The sequence below is a fragment of the Streptococcus sp. SO2 genome (genome assembly GCF_030440025.1).
On sequence record NZ_JAQFJH010000001.1, the window covers coordinates 405,542 to 425,205 of the forward strand.

Here is a 19,664-nt window from a genome sequence, read left to right on the forward strand (position 1 = left end):
ATTGCTACAATTTACTATGCAATTGTACCACATTTTTATCATTTCATCTAGTTTTCTAGGCTTTAGTCAATTCCGATTTCATCTTTAACCACAGCAGCAATCGTATCTACATAGTAGTTAACTTCTTCTGTTGTAGGAGCTTCTGCCATGACACGCAAGAGGGGTTCTGTTCCACTTGGGCGGACAAGGATACGACCGTTCCCTGCCATCTCTTCTTCCATCTTTTCGATGATTGTCTTGATGGCTGGTACTTCCATAGCCTTTTCTTTCATGGCATTTTCCACTCGGATATTGACCAGTTTTTGTGGGTAAATCGTCACTTCTGATGCTAGTTGAGACAAGCTCTTACCTGTTTCTTTCATAATTTTGGTCAATTGGACAGCTGATAATTGACCATCACCAGTTGTATTGTAATCCATCAAGATAACGTGGCCTGATTGTTCACCACCAAGGTTGTAGCCTGATTTTCTCATTTCTTCAACGACATAGCGATCACCAACAGCAGTCACTGCCTTGTTAATGCCAGCACTCTCCAAGGCCTTATGGAAGCCAAGGTTAGACATAACCGTTGTTACGATGGTATTTTGAGCTAACTGGCCTTTTTCAGAAAGGTATTTCCCAATGATATACATAATCTTATCACCATCAACAATTTCGCCATTTTCATCAACAGCAATCAAGCGGTCACTGTCTCCGTCAAAGGCCAAACCAATAGCTGACTGGCTTTCTTTGACTAGTTCTTGGAGAGCTTCTGGATGTGTAGAACCCACATTCAAGTTGATGTTAAGACCATCTGGTGTCTCACCGATAACAGTTATTTGAGCCCCAAGGTCTGCAAAGATTTGACGAGCACTTGTAGACGCTGCACCGTTTGCTGTGTCCAAGGCCACTTTCATTCCCTCAAGAGGCGTTCCAGTTGAAACAAGGTAGCCTTCGTACTTGCGTAAACCTTCTGGATAGTCCACTAAGGTTCCCAAGCCTTCGGCACTTGGACGAGGAAGAGTGTCTTCGGCAGCGTCCAACAAGGCTTCAATTTCTGCTTCTTTTTCATCATCAAGTTTGAAGCCATCCCCACCAAAGAATTTAATTCCATTATCAAGGGCTGGATTGTGACTCGCGGAAATCATGACACCTGCACTGGCTCCCTCAGTTTTAACCAAGTAAGCTACTGCTGGTGTTGCAAGGACACCAAGTTTGTAGACGTGAATCCCTACAGAGAGAAGACCTGCCACCAAGGCTGATTCTAACATTTCTCCTGAGATACGTGTATCACGTCCTACAAAGACTTTAGGGGCTTCTGTTTCGTGTTGACTGAGGACATATCCACCAAAACGGCCTAGTTTAAAGGCCAATTCTGGTGTCAGTTCTACGTTTGCTTCTCCACGGACTCCATCGGTCCCAAAATATTTACCCATTTTATTTATCATCCTTTTCTATTATTTATTATTGTTTAGACGAATCTGATTTTGTTTCTGAACTCGTTGAAGACGAACTGCCTTCTGAGGAACTTGTTGACGAGTTACTTGAACTAGACGTTGCTGTTTTTGTTGTAATTTTCATAGTTGTGTCAAACGGCATAATGACGCTTGGTAAGACATTTCCATTTTTATCGACTGCTTGTAGAGGAACAGAGGACGAGTAGTTTCTAGTTATCCGTTCACTCGTCGGTAAGATGGCAATGACACGATCTACTTTGGAGAGGGTTTCCTCATCACTAATAACCGTTACTTTTTCATCTGATACAGTAACTGTATCGATTTTCACGCGAGAATCAATCTGACTAGGATCAATCTCCGGCACAACAATGACATTGTCTCGTTTTGCTTTTTTACCAACCTTCACTGTTATCTTTTGCGGTGTCGCAACAGCCGTCAAACCACTCGGTAAATTTTCAATAGTCAGAGGAACTTCGATGGTTCCTACACTAGCATCAGAAAGATCAGCCGTCACCTTAAATTTGCGGGTACTTTCCTGCATCTCACTCGCTAAAGCAACTCTGTTTGAGCCTGTTAGAAAGACCGTCACCTCAGATGTAAAACCACTGATAAAATACTGATCACTGTCATACTGAATATCAATTGGGACATTAAGAACTGTGTTTGTATAAGTCTCCGTCCGCACCTGTCTGGCACTGTTGCTATTCTGATAGTTTGTTGAAGTCGCATAGATAAAGAGGATGCAGGCGAAAAAGAAGGAAGAAATGATGTATAGACTATTTTTTCTCATGTTTCAATCCTCCTAGCAAGCGCTCTTTCAGACCTTGCTTTTTCTCTGATTTTGGAAGTAAGATTCTTCTTAACTCCGATTCAAACTCTTCCAAGGTCAAATCATGCTTAAAGACTCCATTATAGGTGATTGAGATTCCACCCGTTTCTTCCGAAACCACAAAGGTAAGAGCATCTGACACTTCCGACAAACCAATCGCCGCCCTGTGACGCGTTCCAAACTCCTTGGAAATCCCGGTATCTTCGGTCAGGGGTAGATAGGCTGAAGTGACGGCAATCCGGTCTTCCTTGATAATGACAGCACCATCATGCAAGGGAGTATTGGGAATAAAAATATTGATAAGCAATTCAGCCGAAATTTTAGCATCTAAAGGAATCCCTGTCGAGATGTATTCCTGCAAGGTTCTTACTCGCTGAACCACTACAAGCGCCCCAATCTTACGAGGACTCATGTATTCAACTGATTTCACAAATGCACGAACCATTTGCTCTTCCGCACTGATAGGGGCATTGGAAAAGAAATCAGTAGCCCGACCCAATCGCTCCAAACCAGTCCGAATCTCTGGTGAAAAGATAACCACTGCTGCAATCACCCCGTAGGTGATGATCTGATTGATCAACCAGGAAATGGTCGTCAAACCAATCATATTGGACAGAATCTGACCTAAAATAAAGACCAAGACTCCCCGCACCAAAATCATGATTTTGGTCCCTGCAATCGCTTTGGTAAAATGATATAAAATATAAGTCACAATGAGAATATCTATCAGATTGATGACTATCGTCCAAGGACTTGAAAACAAACTCGTCCAGTATTGTAAATTGGATAATTGTTGAAAATTCATCCCTGGCCTCCTCCCTGTCGAAACACTTTCTGTACCATTATACCATTTTTTGCCCATTTTTTCCCTATCCTACCTCATTTTAAATTAAGCAAAAATATGATAAAATAAACTGATTAGAAAAAACGAAGGAGAAATCATGTCTCAACTCTATGATATTACCATTGTCGGTGGCGGTCCTGTCGGGCTCTTTGCTGCCTTTTACGCCCACCTACGCCAAGCCAAAGTCCAAATCATTGACTCCCTTCCCCAGCTCGGTGGTCAACCTGCCATCCTCTACCCTGAAAAGCAAATCCTTGATGTGCCAGGTTTTTCAAACCTAACTGGGGAAGAACTGACCAATCGCTTGATTGAACAGCTAAACGGCTTTGAAACACCTGTTCACCTCAACGAAACCGTTCTTGAAATTGAGAAGCAAGATCAAGGATTCACCATCACAACCAACAAGGGAAGCCATCTGACCAAAACAGTCATCATTGCTATGGGTGGAGGTGCCTTTAAACCACGTCCGCTCGAATTGGAGAACGTTGAGGACTATGAAAATATCCACCACCACGTTTCCAACATCCAACAATACGCTGGTAAGAAAGTGACCATCCTTGGTGGTGGGGACTCAGCAGTGGACTGGGCTCTGGCTTTTGAAAAGATTGCCCCAACCACTCTCGTTCACCGCAGAGATAATTTCCGCGCCTTGGAACATAGTGTGCAAGCCTTGCAAGAATCATCTGTGACCATCAAGACACCGTTCGTTCCTAGCCAACTTATCGGAGATGGAAAAACACTCGATAAACTAGAAATCACCAAAGTCAAATCAGATGAAACCGAAACTATCGAAGTAGACCACCTCTTTGTCAACTATGGTTTCAAATCATCTGTTGGCAATCTTAAAAATTGGGGTCTGGATCTCAACCGTCACAAGATTATCGTCAATAGCAAACAAGAATCCAGCCAAGCAGGTATCTATGCTATCGGCGACTGCTGCTACTATGAAGGTAAGATTGATTTGATTGCGACAGGACTGGGTGAAGCTCCAACAGCTGTTAACAATGCCATTAACTACATTGACCCTGACCAAAAAGTACAACCCAAACACTCGACCAGTTTATAATAAAAGAACCACGGATCAACGATTCGTGGTTTTATAGTTCATCTGCAATCTTGTTTATTTTTCTGAGTCTGTGGTTGACACCACTTTTGGTCAGGGGATTGCTCAGGCTATCCGCCAACTGCTGGATAGAGTAGTCTGGGTGCTGGATCCGTAAGCGAGCCACCTCCTGCAAATCCACTGGTAAATTTTCCAAACCCATTCTATCTTTGATTTTACTGATATTATTGATAGTCTTCATGCTGGCAGAAACTGTCCGAGCGATATTAGCTGTCTCGGCATTATTGGCTCGATTGAGATCGTTACGAGTTTCACGCAAAATCTTGACGCGCTCAAAATTATCACGCGCCTGCATGGCCCCAATCACGATCAAGAAATCCATGATGTCTTCTGCACGCTGGAGATAGGTAACTGCACCTTTCTTTCGCTCAATAACCTTGGCATCCAGTAAAAATTGCTGGAGGAGAGAGGCCAGTCCTTGGGCATGGTCCAGATAAACGGAACTGATCTCCAACTGGTATTTGCCAGACTCCGGATCGCGAATACTACCATTTGCAAGAAAGGCCCCACATAAGTAGGAACGACCTGCTTCTTCATCTGCTAAAATATCAGGATCAATGCCTGTCTCCAAACCAAAGAAGGAATCCGCAAGTCGCAAATCAGCTAAAAGCTCCTGCACCCTCTCATCTGTATAGACCGTATAGACACGATTCTTACGAAGATTGCTTCTCTGATGGTGTCGAATTTCTGACTTGATCTCATAAAAATGGAGAAAGGACTCATAAAGGTACCGAGCCAACTTGGCATTTTCGGTCACGACAGACAAGGTCAAGCCCGAACTAGATAGACCGATACTGCCAGACATCTTGATAATGGCCGATAGTTCATAACGACTGAGATGGTGTTGACCAAGAATTTCCTCTTTTACTGCAACTGTAAAACTCATTTTCTCACCTGTATAATGCGCATCAATTCATCCACAATCAAATCCCCATCGTGGAAGGCTCCTCCATTTTCCAAACGAAGGAAGTTGGATGAAATCACACGAGGAACCTGCTTGCAAAGACCAGCAAAGTCATGCTCTACCTGTACCAAATATTCATCGAAACGGTTGGTATCCATGTATTCTCTAGGGACCTTTTCGATATTGACCAAGACCGTATCAATAAAAGGCCGACCTAGATGGCGATGGAGGACTTCCACATGGTCACTGTCTGAAAAATGCTCTGTTTCCCCACGCTGGGTCATGATATTGCAGACATAGGCGATCTCAGCCTTAGTCTCCAAGAGAGCCTGCCCAATCTCCTCAATGACAATATTGGGCAAAATCGATGTAAAGAGGGAACCAGGACCCAAGACGATCATGTCACTCTCGAGAATGGTAGTAACCACTCGACGGCTGGCTTGCGGTGTTTCATCATCCAAGGTATTGGTCACATAGACATGGTCGATCATGCCAGGATGATCTGCAATATGGCTCTCACCCGCCACCTCAGAACCGTCTTTAAAGACTGCATGTAGCGTCAAAGGGTGGTCACTTGATGGGTAAATCTTCCCTGTTGTATGGAAAAAGAGACTTAGCAGCTGCATGGCATTATAAGTGGACCCTTGCATTTCAGAAAGCCCTGCTATAATGATATTTCCTAGAGGATGACCCGCAAAAGCTCCAGCTTCTTCAGAGAAACGGTACTGAAAAACCTTCTCATAAAATTTAGGCATATCCGACATGGCTACCAGAACATTGCGAAGATCGCCTGGTGGTGTCAGCTGTTGGATATTCTTTCTTAGCTCACCAGAAGAGCCACCATCATCAGCTACCGTTACGATGGCTGCGATATCAACATCCTTTTCTCGCAAGCTTTTCAAAATGACGGGGATACCAGTTCCTCCACCAATTACCGTTATCTTTGGTTTTCTCATGAACGGTTTACCGTTTCCTTTCTTCTGTCTTTGTCACGATGGCTTTCATTGACAGGCCAGTTTTTAGCAAGGTCCTCAGCTATGCGTTTGGCAAAGGCAACACTACGGTGCTGTCCACCTGTACATCCTACTGCAATGGTTAAAACAGACTTGCCTTCTTTTTTGTAACTTGGCAAAATGGGCTCAATCAAGGCGAGCAAGTGCTGATAAAAACTTTCAGACTCTTCATGATTCATCACATAGTCATAAACTGCTTGATCCTCACCTGTCTGATTACGGAGTTCAGGCAGGTAGTAGGGATTTGGCAAGAAACGGACATCAAAGACCAGGTCTGCATCGATCGGGATACCATACTTGAATCCAAAAGACATGACTTCGATACGGAAAGACTGGGCTTGTTCTTGGTCTGAAAATTGCTCTGCAATGGTTTTACGAAGTTCACGAGGAGTGAGTTCTGTTGTATCCACCACATTTTGACTCATGTTTTTCAAAGGTGCTAGGAGTTCACGTTCCAGCTTGATGCCATCTAAAATCCGACCATCAGCAGCTAGAGGGTGACTTCGTCTAGTTTCCTTATAGCGTGCCACCAATTCCTTATCTGCTGCGTCTAAAAAGAGGATTTTGAAGTCCAAATCGTCTTGGTTTTCCAATTCATCCAAAACTGCCTGAATCTCTGAAAAGAAGGAACGGCTCCGCATATCGACTACCAAGGCCAGTTTGTGGTCATCATCCTTGGTCTCTACCAACTGCAAAAACTTTGGCAAGAGGGCTGGCGGCATATTGTCAATAGTGAAATACCCCAAATCCTCGAAGGACTGAATGGCTACTGTTTTCCCTGCACCACTCATCCCTGTCACAATTACTAGGTGAAGTTGTTTCTTTGTCATCTATCTCTCCTTATATCAAAAAAAGTTTGGCAGAGCCAAACTTCAACTAGCTTATCCAATCTCTGCGATCACTTCAATTTCGACTTTTACATCACGAGGAAGACGTGCAACCTCTACAGCTGAACGAGCTGGAAATTCCTCTTTAAAGGCAGTCTGGTAAACCTCATTAAAAGGAACAAAGTCGTTCATATCGCTCAAGAAGCAAGTTGTTTTGACAACATGGTCAAAGTCTGTTCCCGCTTCAGCCAAAATAGCACCGATATTTTTCAAGACTTGTTCTGTCTGTTCTTGGATCGTTTCTCCTACAATTTCTCCAGTTTCAGGTAAAAGAGGAACTTGACCGCTAGCAAACAAAAGATTGCCAACGATTTTCCCTTGAACATAAGGTCCGATAGCTTTTGGAGCTTTGTCTGTATGAATTGTTTTTGCCATTTCTTTCCCTCACAATTTTTCTAATATTGCATCCCAAGCCTGATTCATCCCTGCCTTGCTGACAGATGAAAAGAGGATGAAGTCGTCACTTGGGTCAAAGTTTAATTTCTTTTTGATTGCTGATTCGTGCTTGTTCCATTTACCACGAGGAATCTTGTCCGCCTTGGTCGCAACGATGATAACCGGAATCTCATAATATTTGAGAAATTCGTACATCTGCACATCATCTGCTGACGGGTCGTGGCGGAGATCCACTAGACTAACCACGGCACGGAGATTTTCACGAGTCGTTAAGTATTCCTCAATCATGCGCCCCCACTTTTCACGCTCCTTTTTGGAAACGCGGGCATAGCCATAACCAGGCACATCCACAAAGCGCATCTTGTCATCAATGTTGAAGAAGTTGAGTAACTGGGTCTTCCCAGGTTTTCCTGATGTACGAGCAAGATTTTTGCGGTTCAACATGGTGTTGATAAAGCTAGACTTGCCGACATTTGAACGCCCTGCAAGGGCAATCTCTGGCAGGTCATCCTGCGGATAGTGGGACTTGTTTGCCGCACTGAGCAGGATTTCAGCATTGTGTGTATTAAGTTCCATAGTCACCTCTAGGCTGTTTCTAGGATGGGTTTTTCCGTTCCATCGACAGCTTCTTTTGTGATGCGGACCAATTTCACATTTTCTTGACTTGGCACTTCAAACATAACATCTAGCATGGTTTCTTCGATGATTGAGCGAAGACCACGCGCACCAGTTTTGCGTTCAATAGCCTTATTGGCTATTTCCTGAAGAGCTTCATCGTCAAATTCCAACTCAACATCATCATAAGAAAGCAAGGTTTGGTATTGTTTCACCAAGGCATTTCTTGGCTCTTTCAAGATGCGAACCAAGTCATCGACCGTCAATTGCTCAAGAGCAGCAAAGACAGGCAAGCGTCCAATCAACTCAGGGATAATACCGAATTTTTGAATGTCTTCAGCGATGATTTCTTGCATGTAAGAGCTGTTTTCGTCAATCGCCTTGTTATTTTGGCCAAAGCCAATAACTTTTTCACCCAGACGTTGTTTAACGATTTCTTCGATGCCATCAAAAGCACCACCCACGATAAAGAGGATATTTTTAGTATCCACCTGAATCATCTCTTGTTGTGGATGTTTGCGTCCTCCTTGAGGCGGCACGCTAGCGACAGTTCCCTCGATAATCTTGAGAAGGGCTTGTTGTACACCTTCACCCGAAACATCACGTGTGATCGACACATTCTCGCTCTTCTTGGCAATTTTGTCAATTTCATCTACGTAGATAATCCCACGTTCTGCACGTTCGATGTTAAAGTCAGCAGCCTGCAAGAGTTTGAGGAGGATATTTTCCACGTCCTCACCCACATACCCAGCCTCAGTCAGAGCTGTTGCATCTGCAATAGCGAAAGGCACGTTCAAGCTCTTTGCCAAAGTCTGAGCCAAGAAAGTTTTCCCTGAACCAGTTGGGCCAATCATCAGGATATTTGACTTTTGCAAATCCACATCTTCTGACTCTTCACGCGTATCGTGGAAATTGATGCGTTTATAGTGATTGTATACAGCCACTGCCAAGGCACGTTTGGCACGATCTTGACCAATCACATAGTGATTTAGGATATTGAGGAGTTCGATTGGTTTTGGTACTTCAGACAAGTCTGCCAAGACTTCCTCGGCCAACTCCTCCCGAATGATTTCCTGGGCCAACTCCACACATTCATTACAGATAAAGGCGTTGTTCCCAGCGATTATTTTCTTTACTTCTTCTTGGCTCTTGCCACAAAATGAGCAATAAACCATCATATCATTTTTCCTATTTGTAGGCATGATTTCCTTCCATTCTAATTTATCATTCTATCTAAAATAAGGTCATATAAAAAGCGTGGACACTGTTTACCAGATTGGTAAAAGCATTAAGCCAAAGCAGAGTAGCAAGTCCAAAGCGCTTTTTACGAAAAGCGTGTGTTCCAGCTACTAGACAGACAGCACACAAAAGAGCTGTAAAAAATCCAAAAATACTGCGCTCCATTAGACTTCCTTTCTCTTTCTATATTCGATGGTAAAATCATAGGCATTTTTTTCATCTTTGCTATAAGATTTGCTTGCAATAGTCTCAAAAACAGTCAAGTCAAAATCTTCCGGGAAATAAGTATCCCCTTCAACTTGAGCATGAATTTGTGTCACAATAAGCTCATCTAAGAAAGGTTCAAAAAGCTGAAAAATTTGCTTGCCACCAAGGATGTATAGATTTTTATCCTGATGATGATACCAGTCTAAAACATCCTCAACATTTTGGAAGACCAGAGCACCATCGATTGTTTCTTCGGGATTACGCGTCAAAATCAAGGTTTCACGTCCTGGAAGCAATCGTCGACCCATCCCATCAAAGGTTACACGACCCATTAAAATGGCATGATTCAAGGTTGTTTCTTTAAAATGTTTTAACTCTGCTGGCAAATGCCAAGGTAAACGATCCTCTTTCCCGATTACACCCTTTTCATCTTGAGCCCAAATGGCTACGATTTTCTTTGTCATGCTTTCATCCTTTTTATTGATACTACTATTTTATCAAAATTCTCCCAAAAAGGCTGTTTTGAAACGCGCGCAAAAGAGAGAAAAGGAGCAGGCTTCATTTAGCCTGCTCCTCTCGTCCCTAGGACATATATTTTTTTGCTTCGGATTCGATTTTTTCAACCACTTCTTGGATACTTAGTCCAGTTGTGTCAAGATAAACTGCATCCTCAGCCTGTTTGAGAGGAGAGGTTTCACGATGACTATCCTTGTAGTCACGCGCAGCAATCTCTTCTTTCAACGTTTCAAGGTCTGTCTCAATCCCTTTAGCAATATTTTCCTTGTAACGACGCTCTGCTCTTTCTTCAACAGAAGCCACTAGGAAAATCTTGAGTTCAGCTTGTGGTAAAACAACTGTCCCGATATCACGCCCATCCATGACGATACCACCTTGCTGAGCAATCTCTTGCTGGAGAGAAACCAGTTTTTCACGCACTTCAGGAATGGCAGCGATGCTTGAAACCTTGTTGGTCACTTCATTTTCACGAATCGGATGCGTAATATCAACATCTCCTACAAAAACAAGTTGCTCACCTGTTTCTGAACGACCAAAACTAATGGGGTGTTGGTTAAGAAGCTCAAGAAGTTGGTCTACATTTCCTGCATTCAACTGGTGTTTGAGCGCTATATAAGTCGCAGCACGGTACATAGCACCTGTATCGAGATAAGTATAACCAAAATCCTTAGCGACAATCTTTGCGACCGTACTCTTACCACTCGAAGCTGGACCATCGATAGCAATTTGAATTGTCTTCATGACCGACTCCTATCTTGTCTTAATCACATCACCTGGGTTGGCAAACCAAGATCCAGATGACATATGAGAAGGATTTAGGGCTTCTAGCTGGGCAATGGAAATCCCTGCACGTTGAGCAAGAGCTGCTTCTCCCTCTCCAGGCTGTACTGTAAGTGTTCCTTCACCCTCTGTATGTTCTTCCGAACTGCTCTCTGAAGGTGTTGATTCAGAAGAAGCTGTTTCCTCTACCTTGCTACTTGAAGATGATGATGCTTCCACTTTAGAACTTGCACTTGTAGAAGGAGACGATGCATCATAGAAGTCCTTCAAAGATGAAGTACGATTGCTTCCTCCGGTTGATAGGTAAATCAATACAACTACCATCGCTACAACGATTACAAAGAAGAGGCTGGCTAGAACCGTCAAGACACGATTCGCAACAACGCCTTTCCCTTTTTGTTTCCGGTGTCGACGCTCTGATCTTGTTTCTTCCTCATTGTTTTCGTAAATATCTTCTTGCCACGGTTCTTTTTCCATACCTTACTCCTTGTTTTTTTTACATTTTCTTATTACAATATAAATATGAAAGTCACACTTATACCCGAACGGTGCATCGCCTGCGGGCTTTGCCAAACTTATTCTGAACTCTTTGATTACCATGATAATGGAATCGTTCGATTTTACGATGATCCAGTTGAATTGCAAAGAGAAATCGCTGAGACCAGCGATGTTCTGGAGGCCATCAAAAATTGTCCTACACGTGCACTTCTAAAAGATCCATCGTAGGAAGCAGGGAATGAATGTTATTGATTTTTTCTCATTTTTCCCACACTTATTAGTTTAGCATATTTCTAGGTAAAATTATAGTCTTTTTTGGTTATTTTTTTCCTTCAATAATAGAAAGGTCACTTTTTTCTTTGACGAGATAGAGTGGTCTTTTTTTGGTCTCTAGATAAATCTTACTGTAACTTATAATCTAAATTTCTCAATGAGAATAGACTCCTACCATTCTATTTCCTTTACTTTCTTAACAAATTCGTCCCACTCTTGTATACAATCTTTGGATAAACATATATCCGTATAACTGAACGATAAATCTTTAATATTCTTCCACCAATCAAAAGAATTTCCCTCTTTTTCTGATTCTATTCTTTTGTTAACCATTTCAATAATTGTGTTATCTATCTCTTCCCTGTCATCTAAACTTAGAAATCTCCATTCAATTCCATTTGTATAAATTACTTTTTTATACCATAAAAGATCTCCAATAAGTTGTCCCATCTCTCTAGTTAAATGTTCAGAGCTGTTCGATAAGGTTGATTTGATTTTTTCCTCTGTAATTAAAGGATACTTTAAATTCTTAACTTCCACGCACCCTCGAAGTTTCTTCCATTCTTTATTTTTTATACTTTTTCTGGATTTGTTTTCATAAGTCTTATCTAAAATAACTATATCAGGAAAATTACTTAGACCATAATATATTTGTCCCATATTACTCTTTCTTCTTCCGAAAACATATCTTTTTGATAAACTATCTTTTAAAGTGGGCTTAATTATATCAGCAACTATAGGATACAATTCAGCCTCTACATAATTTTGGTTCTCTATTAGCCCGATTTCTTCAGTATAATCCTCTTTATTTAGCATAAAATAATCCTCCTAATTTTTTTATTTCTTAAGTTTCCACTTTTGCAGTAAATATCCCTACATAAATCCATTATACCGTATCAAATCCCTAGTTACTTTAAAGACCACCAAAAACCACCAAAATTCCGGAGTAAAAGAATTATAAAAACAAAAAGTAACTACGCTAGATAAATTCTATCTTTGTTTTGACTTACCATCACTTTTTTCTTTGACGAGATAGAGTGGTCTTTTTTTGGTCTCTAGATAAATCTTACTGATATACTTACCGAGAATCCCAATCGTCAGGAGTTGAATCCCTCCAAGAAAGAGAATGACAGCCATCAGAGAGGTCCAGCCAGATGTCGGATTTCCCAAGATAAGGGTCCGAAACACCACAAAAACAGTCATCATAAAAGAAATAAAACAAGATAGGAGTCCCGCTACAAAGGCTATACTCAAGGGAAAATCTGAAAAGTTAAGAATTCCTTCAATCGAGTAGAAAAAGAGTTGTCTAAAACTCCAACTGGTCTTGCCAGCCTGTCGTTCAACGTTTGGATAATCAAGATAGTGCGTTTTAAAACCCACCCAGGCAAAGAGTCCTTTAGAAAAACGATTGGACTCGGTCAGGGTCAAAATAGCATCTACCACAGATCGTCTCATCATGCGAAAATCACGGACACCTGAGGGCAGAGCTACTGGGCTAATTTTTTGCATGAGGCGGTAAAAGAGGTCAGCACAGAAACTGCGGAAAAAGGGTTCTCCCTCCCGACTAGTTCTCCGTGTCCCAACACAGTCTATATCTGCATTTTGGTCTAGTAAGGCTTTCATCTCAAGTAGCATACTAGGAGGATCCTGAAGGTCTGCATCCATCACGACCACCAAGTCTCCAGTTGCATGCTGCAAGCCTGCGTATAAGGCTGCCTCTTTCCCAAAATTTCGTGAGAATGAGACATAACGGACCGTAGGATTCTGCTCCCGATAGGTCTTCAAAAGCTGCAGGGTCCCATCGATTGAGCCATCGTCTACAAAGACATATTCGACCTCTGCTCCCAAGTCAGGAAGCAGAGCTTCCACAGACTGATAAAAAAGAGGAAGTACTTCCTCTTCGTTTAGACAAGGGACGATGATTGAAATCATCATCTTAGTCTTCAAATCCATTTGGATGCTTGCTTTGCCAACGCCATGCGTCTTCACACATTTGGGTGATGTCGAGTTCTGCTTCCCATCCGAGCTCTGCTTTGGCTTTTGCTGGGTCTGAGTAGCAGGCAGCGATATCACCTGGGCGGCGTTCTACGATGCGGTAAGGAATAGGACGTCCCACTGCTTTTTCCATATTTTGGATAATTTCAAGAACGGAGTAACCTTTACCAGTCCCAAGGTTATAAATGTTTAGACCTGAACCTTTTTGAAGTTTTTTCAAAGCTGCAACGTGACCTTTGGCTAGGTCTACAACATGGATATAGTCACGAACACCAGTTCCATCTTCTGTATCGTAATCATCTCCAAATACTTGCACTTGCTCTAGTTTGCCAACTGCTACTTGTGAAACATAAGGTAAGAGATTGTTTGGAATTCCATTTGGATTTTCTCCTAGGTCTCCACTTTCATGCGCTCCGATTGGGTTGAAGTAACGAAGCAAGACCACATTCCATTCTAAGTCTGCCTTGTAGATATCGGTCAAAATCTCCTCTAACATGAGCTTAGTACGGCCGTACGGGTTGGTCACTGAAAGTGGGAAATCTTCCAAGATTGGAACAGTGTGAGGATCTCCGTAAACTGTCGCCGAAGAACTGAAGATGATGTTCTTACAATTATTTTCTTCCATAGCTTTCAAAAGGCTGACAGTTCCTGCGATATTGTTATCATAGTAGGCAAGAGGGATACGGGTTGATTCGCCAACAGCCTTCAAACCAGCAAAGTGAATCACACCAGTCGGTTCTTCCTGCTTGAAAATATCTCTGAGAGTATCAGTATCACGGATATCTGCCTCATAAAAAGGAATCTCAACTCCTGTGATTCTTTCAACAACTTCTAAACTTTTACGATTGCTATTGACAAGATTATCCACCACAACCACTTGATGACCTGCTTGGATCAACTCAATAACAGTGTGGGTTCCGATAAATCCAGCACCACCAGTTACCAAAATCTTTTCTTGCATCTTTTTTCCTCGATTCTCGGATTATTTTTTCTTATTTTATCATTTTTGATAGGGAATGTCATTTGACATCCTAAACTACCTGCTAAAATTTCAGTAAAATACTTATTCGCTTTTTACTCGTTTGACATAGTTTGCAATTGGATAGTTTACTGGGTCCAAGGTCAACTCCTTGTCTTGGACCAGCTGGGCTAGATGGTAACCGATGATCGGACCCGTTGTGAGACCTGATGAACCTAGTCCACTAGCCGCATAGACACCTGCTAAGCCTGGGACTTGCCCAAAAAATGGCGAAAAATCACTGGTATAGGCACGGATTCCTACTCGCTCACCTCTTATAGTAGCTTCAGCCAAGGCTGGGTAGGATGGCAAGGCTGCTTCCTCCATTTGTTGGAGCAAGGTTTCATCTACCGTCAAATCAAATCCCATATCATTTTCATGAGTAGCGCCTAAGGACAATTTCCCACCTGCAAAAGGGATCAAATCCCACTCCCCCTCTGGCATGACAACAGGGTAAGATTCTAGGTCTTCGGAGAGCTGATAATCTCGGAGTTGCCCCTTTTGGGGACGAACATCTACCTCATATCCTAAAGGCTCCAAAATGTCCCTCAACCAAGCTCCCGTTGCTAGAATAACCTGATCAAACACCTCTTCGCCAATCTGATAGCCGAATTCTAAAGGTGTCAGACTTACTTTTTCTTTGACCAGCTTGACCTGACTGGCTTCTAGCAAACGATTCACTAACAGTTGGCCATCTACTCTCGCTCCACCAGAAGTATAGAGCAGGCGGTCGAATCCCTGCAAACCAGGGAATAATTCATTTGCAGACGCTTGGTCTAAAATGGCTAACTGGCCTATCAAGGGAGATCCTTCCCTGCGCTGAAGGGCTAGTTCATAAAGTTCTTCTAGCTTGGATTCGTCCTTTTTCAAGAGGAAAACTCCCGAACGCTGATAAAAGTCGATTTTTTGACCAGACTTTTCTAAATCAGCCAACAAATCCACATAAAAGTCAGCTCCCAAGCGCGCCATCTTGTACCAGGCTTTATTGCGGCGTTTGGAAAACCAAGGACTGATAATTCCTGCTGCAGCCTTGGTTGCTTGCCCCTGTCCATGGTCAAAAACGGTCACCTCTAGGTCAGCTTCTTTAGAGAGGTAGTAGGCAGCTGTTGCCCCTACAATCCCTGCTCCAACAATGGCAACTTTTTTCATTGTCTTCACTTCCTAACTAGATATGGTGGAAAGGATTGGTCGATGCTTGGCTAGGTATGATATCAATGGTCCAATCCTTTTCTGCCTTCCATTGGGCAAGAAGTGTTGCAATTTTTTCGACAAAAAGAATTTCGATATAGTGGCCCGGGTCCAGCGCCAACAAGCCATCAGACAGCATATCCTGTGCTGTATGGTAGTAGATATCACCAGTAATATAGACATCAGCCCCCTTTGCCAAAACATCAGGATAGAAAGACTGACCACTACCACCGCAAATGGCAACTCTTGAAATTTCCTTCTTCAAATCACTCTCTTGATAATGCACCATTCGAAGGCTATCTAGACCAAAGACTTGCTTGACATGACTGGCAAATTCTTCATATGTTTGAGGTTGAATGTCACCAATACGCCCAATCCCACGTTCTGGGCCTGTTTCCTGGAGATAAGTCGTCTCCTCAATGCCTAGCATCTGGCAGAACCAATCATTGAGACCATTCTCAACGATGTCAATATTGGTGTGACTGACATAAACGGCGATGTCATGCTTGATAAGGTCGATGTAAATCTGATTTTGCGGACGGCTGGCTACCAGATCCTTGATGGAACGGAAAATTGGCGCGTGCTTAACGATAATCAAGTCCACACCCTTTTCAATGGCCTCTGCCACCGTCTCTTCACGAATATCAAGGGCAACCATGACCCTTTGGATATCCTTGTCCAAAGTGCCGATTTGCAGACCATGACTGTCACCCTCCATGGAAAATTCCTGAGGGCAAAAGGCTTCATATGCGTTAATTACTTCACTTGCTAACATGGAGCACCTCCTTGATGGCTTGAATTTTATCTACTAGAACTTGACGTTCCTCCAGATTTTTTTCTGGGATTTGATTAAGGGCAAACTCTAACTTAGCAGCTTCTTTTTGCCATTTTTGGACAAAGACTGGGCTGACTTCTTTGGACAAGAAGGGACCAAAGCGAACATCACTGGCTGATAGCTTCATTTGTCCCGCTTCCACCACCAAAATCTCGTAGAACTTGCCAGCTTCTTCTAGGATGCTTTCTGCTACAATCTGAAAACCATTGTCTTGCAACCAAATGCGCAAGTCGTCTTCACGATTATTGGGCTGGAGGATCAAACGTTCTACATTAGCTAGCTTTTCCAAACCTTCCTCCAAGATCGTAGCAATCAAACGGCCACCCATACCAGCAATGGTGATAACGGAGACTTGGTCTACCTCTTCAAATGCCGCTAAGCCATTGGCTAAACGGACTTGGATTTTCTCCTTTAGACAGTGAGCCTCAACATTTTTAACCGCAGACTGGTAAGGACCTTCCACCACTTCCCCTGCAATGGCACTTTTGATTTTTCCTCTTTCAACCAAGTCAATCGGCAGATAAGCATGGTCACTCCCTACATCTAGTAAAATGGCACCTTGTGGCACAAAGGACGCCACCAATTCTAATCTCTTTGAAATCATCTTCTCTCACTTTCCAAAACTCTATTACCTTTTATTATACCATACTTCAGCTAGCAATCTTGCACCTAAAAAGACCGCAATCCACAGATTGCAGCCTTTCTTTATTTTCTAGCTTGATAACGACTGGTTAAGATAAATATCACAGTAAAGACAGCCATCATGACAAGGTAAACAGGGAATGTTTGTCCTGTAAGTGTCGAAATTTCAAGCAACTTTTGAATCATTGGGAAGAGAGCTGTGGCTAGGAAGCCTCCTACAGACCAGACAATCAAGAGAACACGCCAGAGGGTAAATGGCATACAGGCTCTAAATACAGATAAGAAACCGATAGACCCAAGAAGATAATAGAGGAGGGTTGATATTTCTAACTCAGACCAACCTTGACTTGCTCCAAATATTTTCACAAAAAGAACGCTGAAGACGACCATGAGGGCGCTTGGTAGGGCGCGAAGCATGGATCTTCTGAGGAAGTTTGGCTCAACAGGTTTGATATTTCGCTCAAAGGTCAGAACGAATGGCGGGAAACCTTCCACGAATTGGTCGATCATGGTAATCTGGATTGGAATGAAAGGGAAAATCAAAATCCACTCAGACCGTCCTAGTAAAACGCTGGCAATACAGATGACTGCAAGCAAGAAGGAATAGATGGTCTTAATCAAGAAAATCGGTGCGATATGGGCGATGTTATTGACCACGCGACGACCTTCAAAGAGAATCTCAGGAACATCATTAAAGTCTGAGTTCAAGAGAACTAGATTGGCAATCTGACGAGTCGCCGGATCCCCTTCAGCCATTACGATCGAACAATCCGCCTCACGAAGAGCCAGGATATCATTGACTCCGTCCCCTGTCATAGCCGTTGTATGCCCTGCTTTTTTCAGCGTTTGAATGATGAGTTTCTTTTGATGAGGGGAAACACGTCCGAAAATAGCTGTCTCTTCAGCCATGGCCATCAATTCCTCATCCGTGATTTTTGAGCAATCTACATAGCTGTGATAGTCTGCAAAGCCAGCCTTCTGGGCAATGCTGGAAACTGTAACGGGATTGTCACCAGAGATAATCTTGAGTCCCACTTCCTGGGAACGAAGATAGTCTAGTGTCTCAGCTGCTCCTTCTCGAATCGGATCCAAGATTTCCAGCAGGGCCAGGGCTTGAATGTCAGACGGTTTCTGTGGTTTGTGATGATCTAGTTTTTCCTGACTGAGGGCCAAGACCAAAACACGCGAGCCTCTCTCCAAGGCCTCTCTAGCTTCTGGGACTTCAGAGTCCAACAACATCTCAGGCGCACCTAAGAAAACTGTCCCTAGCCCTTCTAACTCCATAGCTCCCCACTTGCGGTCGCTAGAGAAGGGAAGATTCGAAAGCATGCGATAGGCTATTTCTCCCACAAAACGCTGGCGAATAGCCTGGGCTGTTGGATTTTTATCCTCACTGTGAGCTATGTAGCTGGTCAGAATGTTAGTAATAGCCTCTTCACCATACGTTTCCGTCAGCGGAAGAACTGCCTCCACCTGCATCTTTCCTTGAGTGATGGTTCCCGTCTTGTCCAGACAGAGCATATCCACGCGCGCCAAGGTCTCAACAGAGTACATCTCCTGCACCAAGACCTTTTTCAAGCCCAGCTTGATCACCGCAGTCAAGAGCGAAGTGATGGTCAAAAGGGCAATTCCCTTGGGCAACATACCCAAAAGTGCTGTCGAAGTATTCACTACAGAAGACTTGAGGGGCAAGCCTTTTAACATCAAGGCTTCTAGGAGGAGAGCTAGACCAAAGGGAATGATAATCTTCCCAGTAAAGCCTGCTAGCTTGTCCAGTGATTTCATGATACGAGAGTTGATGGGTTTCACTGTCTTAGCTTCCAGCATGAGTTTGGAAGCATAGTTGTCTGCCCCGACATGGTGAACTTGAGCCAAAACTGCGCCACTGGCTAGGAAACTCCCTGATAAAAGCAAGGCATCCACTTCTTTTTGCACCAAATCACTCTCACCCGTCAACATGGCTTCATTGACTTCCGCAAATCCTCCCAGAACCAGAGCATCACTAGGAATCTGCTCCCCAGCAGACAAACGAATGACATCTCCTAGAACCAACTCTTCTGGATCGAGAGCAACTTCTTGACCCTCACGAATGGTTTTGACTTTTTCCTTGGTCATGAGATTGAGCTTGTCCACCATGTGTTTGGCCCGGAGCTCGGTCACAATCCCAGAAAAAGCATTAAAGCAAATAACGGCAAAGAAGACCAGATTGCTCCAAGCCTGAACAAAGGCCAGCGCTAGGGCAATAGCAAAGTTTAATGCGTTAAAAAGTGTAAAAACATTTCGTTTGAAGATTTGCCAAGTACTGGTACTGGCTGAAGCGGTAAAGTCATTGACCAAACCTTGAGCCTGTCTTTCCTTGACTTCTCTTTGGGTTAATCCCATAATCTTATTTTTATCCATAAATTCTATCATATCATTTTTTTTAA

Annotated in this window: 22 protein-coding genes; 2 read left to right on the forward strand and 20 right to left on the reverse strand. The window is 43.0% G+C overall.

Features of this window, described 5'->3' with window-relative positions; translation table 11 throughout:
* Positions 1-62: 62 nt before the first annotated feature.
* Genes glmM through cdaA form a run of 3 tightly spaced genes read right to left on the reverse strand, consistent with a single transcriptional unit; the run spans position 63 to position 3,070 of the window.
* Positions 63-1,415 carry a phosphoglucosamine mutase gene (gene glmM / locus PCY17_RS01935; protein WP_009013669.1) on the reverse strand — a complete coding sequence of 451 codons (1,353 nt, stop codon included), beginning with the start codon at positions 1,413-1,415 and terminating at the stop codon, positions 63-65.
* Between the two features lie 28 nt (positions 1,416-1,443).
* A complete protein-coding gene (locus PCY17_RS01940) occupies positions 1,444-2,226 on the reverse strand; it encodes a YbbR-like domain-containing protein (protein WP_049478489.1) in 783 nt (260 codons plus the stop codon).
* Positions 2,213-3,070, reverse strand: coding sequence for a diadenylate cyclase CdaA (gene cdaA, locus PCY17_RS01945; protein ID WP_070696273.1), 858 nt, complete (start codon positions 3,068-3,070; stop codon positions 2,213-2,215). The genes PCY17_RS01940 and cdaA overlap by 14 nt, the downstream gene beginning before the upstream one ends.
* 136 nt (positions 3,071-3,206) lie before the next feature.
* Here cdaA and PCY17_RS01950 point away from each other — a divergent pair, with 136 nt between their 5' ends.
* Complete coding sequence (locus PCY17_RS01950; RefSeq protein ID WP_000081039.1) at positions 3,207-4,175, forward strand: NAD(P)/FAD-dependent oxidoreductase; 969 nt, start codon at positions 3,207-3,209, stop codon at positions 4,173-4,175.
* A gap of 31 nt (positions 4,176-4,206) precedes the next feature.
* Here the strand turns inward: PCY17_RS01950 and whiA are convergent, their stop codons facing one another.
* The 10 genes from whiA to PCY17_RS02000 all read right to left on the reverse strand — a co-directional run bounded on the left by whiA (position 4,207) and on the right by PCY17_RS02000 (position 11,266).
* Positions 4,207-5,118 carry a DNA-binding protein WhiA gene (whiA, locus tag PCY17_RS01955; protein WP_301391092.1) on the reverse strand — a complete coding sequence of 304 codons (912 nt, stop codon included), beginning with the start codon at positions 5,116-5,118 and terminating at the stop codon, positions 4,207-4,209.
* Positions 5,115-6,092 (reverse strand): YvcK family protein, encoded by a 978-nt coding sequence (locus PCY17_RS01960; protein ID WP_061588024.1) that lies wholly within the window; start codon positions 6,090-6,092, stop codon positions 5,115-5,117. The genes whiA and PCY17_RS01960 overlap by 4 nt, the downstream gene beginning before the upstream one ends.
* Positions 6,089-6,979, reverse strand: a complete 891-nt coding sequence (gene rapZ / locus PCY17_RS01965; RefSeq protein ID WP_000163039.1) for an RNase adapter RapZ — start codon at positions 6,977-6,979, stop codon at positions 6,089-6,091. Before rapZ ends, PCY17_RS01960 begins: the two co-directional genes overlap by 4 nt.
* A 51-nt stretch (positions 6,980-7,030) precedes the next feature.
* Positions 7,031-7,411, reverse strand: a complete 381-nt coding sequence (locus PCY17_RS01970; RefSeq protein ID WP_042902708.1) for a RidA family protein — start codon at positions 7,409-7,411, stop codon at positions 7,031-7,033.
* Between the two features lie 9 nt (positions 7,412-7,420).
* The gene (gene yihA / locus PCY17_RS01975; protein WP_049519078.1) at positions 7,421-8,008 is read right to left on the reverse strand and encodes a ribosome biogenesis GTP-binding protein YihA/YsxC; all 588 of its coding nucleotides are present in this window, start codon (positions 8,006-8,008) and stop codon (positions 7,421-7,423) included.
* Between the two features lie 8 nt (positions 8,009-8,016).
* A complete protein-coding gene (gene clpX, locus PCY17_RS01980; RefSeq protein ID WP_002874765.1) occupies positions 8,017-9,249 on the reverse strand; it encodes an ATP-dependent Clp protease ATP-binding subunit ClpX in 1,233 nt (410 codons plus the stop codon).
* Positions 9,250-9,280: 31 nt separating this feature from the next.
* Positions 9,281-9,451, reverse strand: a complete 171-nt coding sequence (locus PCY17_RS01985; RefSeq protein ID WP_301391097.1) for a hypothetical protein — start codon at positions 9,449-9,451, stop codon at positions 9,281-9,283.
* Complete coding sequence (locus PCY17_RS01990) at positions 9,451-9,957, reverse strand: dihydrofolate reductase (protein WP_301391098.1); 507 nt, start codon at positions 9,955-9,957, stop codon at positions 9,451-9,453. Before PCY17_RS01990 ends, PCY17_RS01985 begins: the two co-directional genes overlap by 1 nt.
* 118 nt (positions 9,958-10,075) lie before the next feature.
* Complete coding sequence (cmk, locus tag PCY17_RS01995; RefSeq protein ID WP_000849413.1) at positions 10,076-10,750, reverse strand: (d)CMP kinase; 675 nt, start codon at positions 10,748-10,750, stop codon at positions 10,076-10,078.
* Between the two features lie 9 nt (positions 10,751-10,759).
* On the reverse strand, positions 10,760-11,266 hold the full coding sequence (locus PCY17_RS02000; RefSeq protein WP_000410186.1) for an SAG1386/EF1546 family surface-associated protein: 507 nt from the start codon (positions 11,264-11,266) through the stop codon (positions 10,760-10,762).
* Between the two features lie 45 nt (positions 11,267-11,311).
* On the opposite strand from PCY17_RS02000, the gene PCY17_RS02005 reads away from it, so the two are divergent.
* Positions 11,312-11,515: a ferredoxin gene (locus tag PCY17_RS02005; protein ID WP_002874767.1), complete on the forward strand. Its 204-nt coding sequence runs from the start codon at positions 11,312-11,314 to the stop codon at positions 11,513-11,515.
* A gap of 216 nt (positions 11,516-11,731) precedes the next feature.
* On the opposite strand, the gene PCY17_RS02010 is transcribed toward PCY17_RS02005, so the two are convergent.
* The 7 genes from PCY17_RS02010 to PCY17_RS02040 all read right to left on the reverse strand — a co-directional run bounded on the left by PCY17_RS02010 (position 11,732) and on the right by PCY17_RS02040 (position 19,638).
* Complete coding sequence (locus tag PCY17_RS02010) at positions 11,732-12,376, reverse strand: hypothetical protein (protein WP_070568480.1); 645 nt, start codon at positions 12,374-12,376, stop codon at positions 11,732-11,734.
* Between the two features lie 174 nt (positions 12,377-12,550).
* Positions 12,551-13,495, reverse strand: coding sequence for a glycosyltransferase family 2 protein (locus PCY17_RS02015; protein WP_247954565.1), 945 nt, complete (start codon positions 13,493-13,495; stop codon positions 12,551-12,553).
* Position 13,496: 1 nt separating this feature from the next.
* A complete protein-coding gene (galE, locus tag PCY17_RS02020) occupies positions 13,497-14,516 on the reverse strand; it encodes a UDP-glucose 4-epimerase GalE (RefSeq protein ID WP_001156531.1) in 1,020 nt (339 codons plus the stop codon).
* Positions 14,517-14,618: 102 nt separating this feature from the next.
* A complete protein-coding gene (locus tag PCY17_RS02025; RefSeq protein WP_084944951.1) occupies positions 14,619-15,722 on the reverse strand; it encodes an FAD-binding oxidoreductase in 1,104 nt (367 codons plus the stop codon).
* Positions 15,723-15,738: 16 nt separating this feature from the next.
* The gene (locus PCY17_RS02030) at positions 15,739-16,536 is read right to left on the reverse strand and encodes a Nif3-like dinuclear metal center hexameric protein (protein WP_084944952.1); all 798 of its coding nucleotides are present in this window, start codon (positions 16,534-16,536) and stop codon (positions 15,739-15,741) included.
* A complete protein-coding gene (locus tag PCY17_RS02035) occupies positions 16,523-17,200 on the reverse strand; it encodes a tRNA (adenine(22)-N(1))-methyltransferase TrmK (RefSeq protein ID WP_049479538.1) in 678 nt (225 codons plus the stop codon). The genes PCY17_RS02030 and PCY17_RS02035 overlap by 14 nt, the downstream gene beginning before the upstream one ends.
* A gap of 101 nt (positions 17,201-17,301) precedes the next feature.
* Positions 17,302-19,638: a cation-translocating P-type ATPase gene (locus tag PCY17_RS02040; protein ID WP_301391106.1), complete on the reverse strand. Its 2,337-nt coding sequence runs from the start codon at positions 19,636-19,638 to the stop codon at positions 17,302-17,304.
* Positions 19,639-19,664 lie beyond the last annotated feature (26 nt).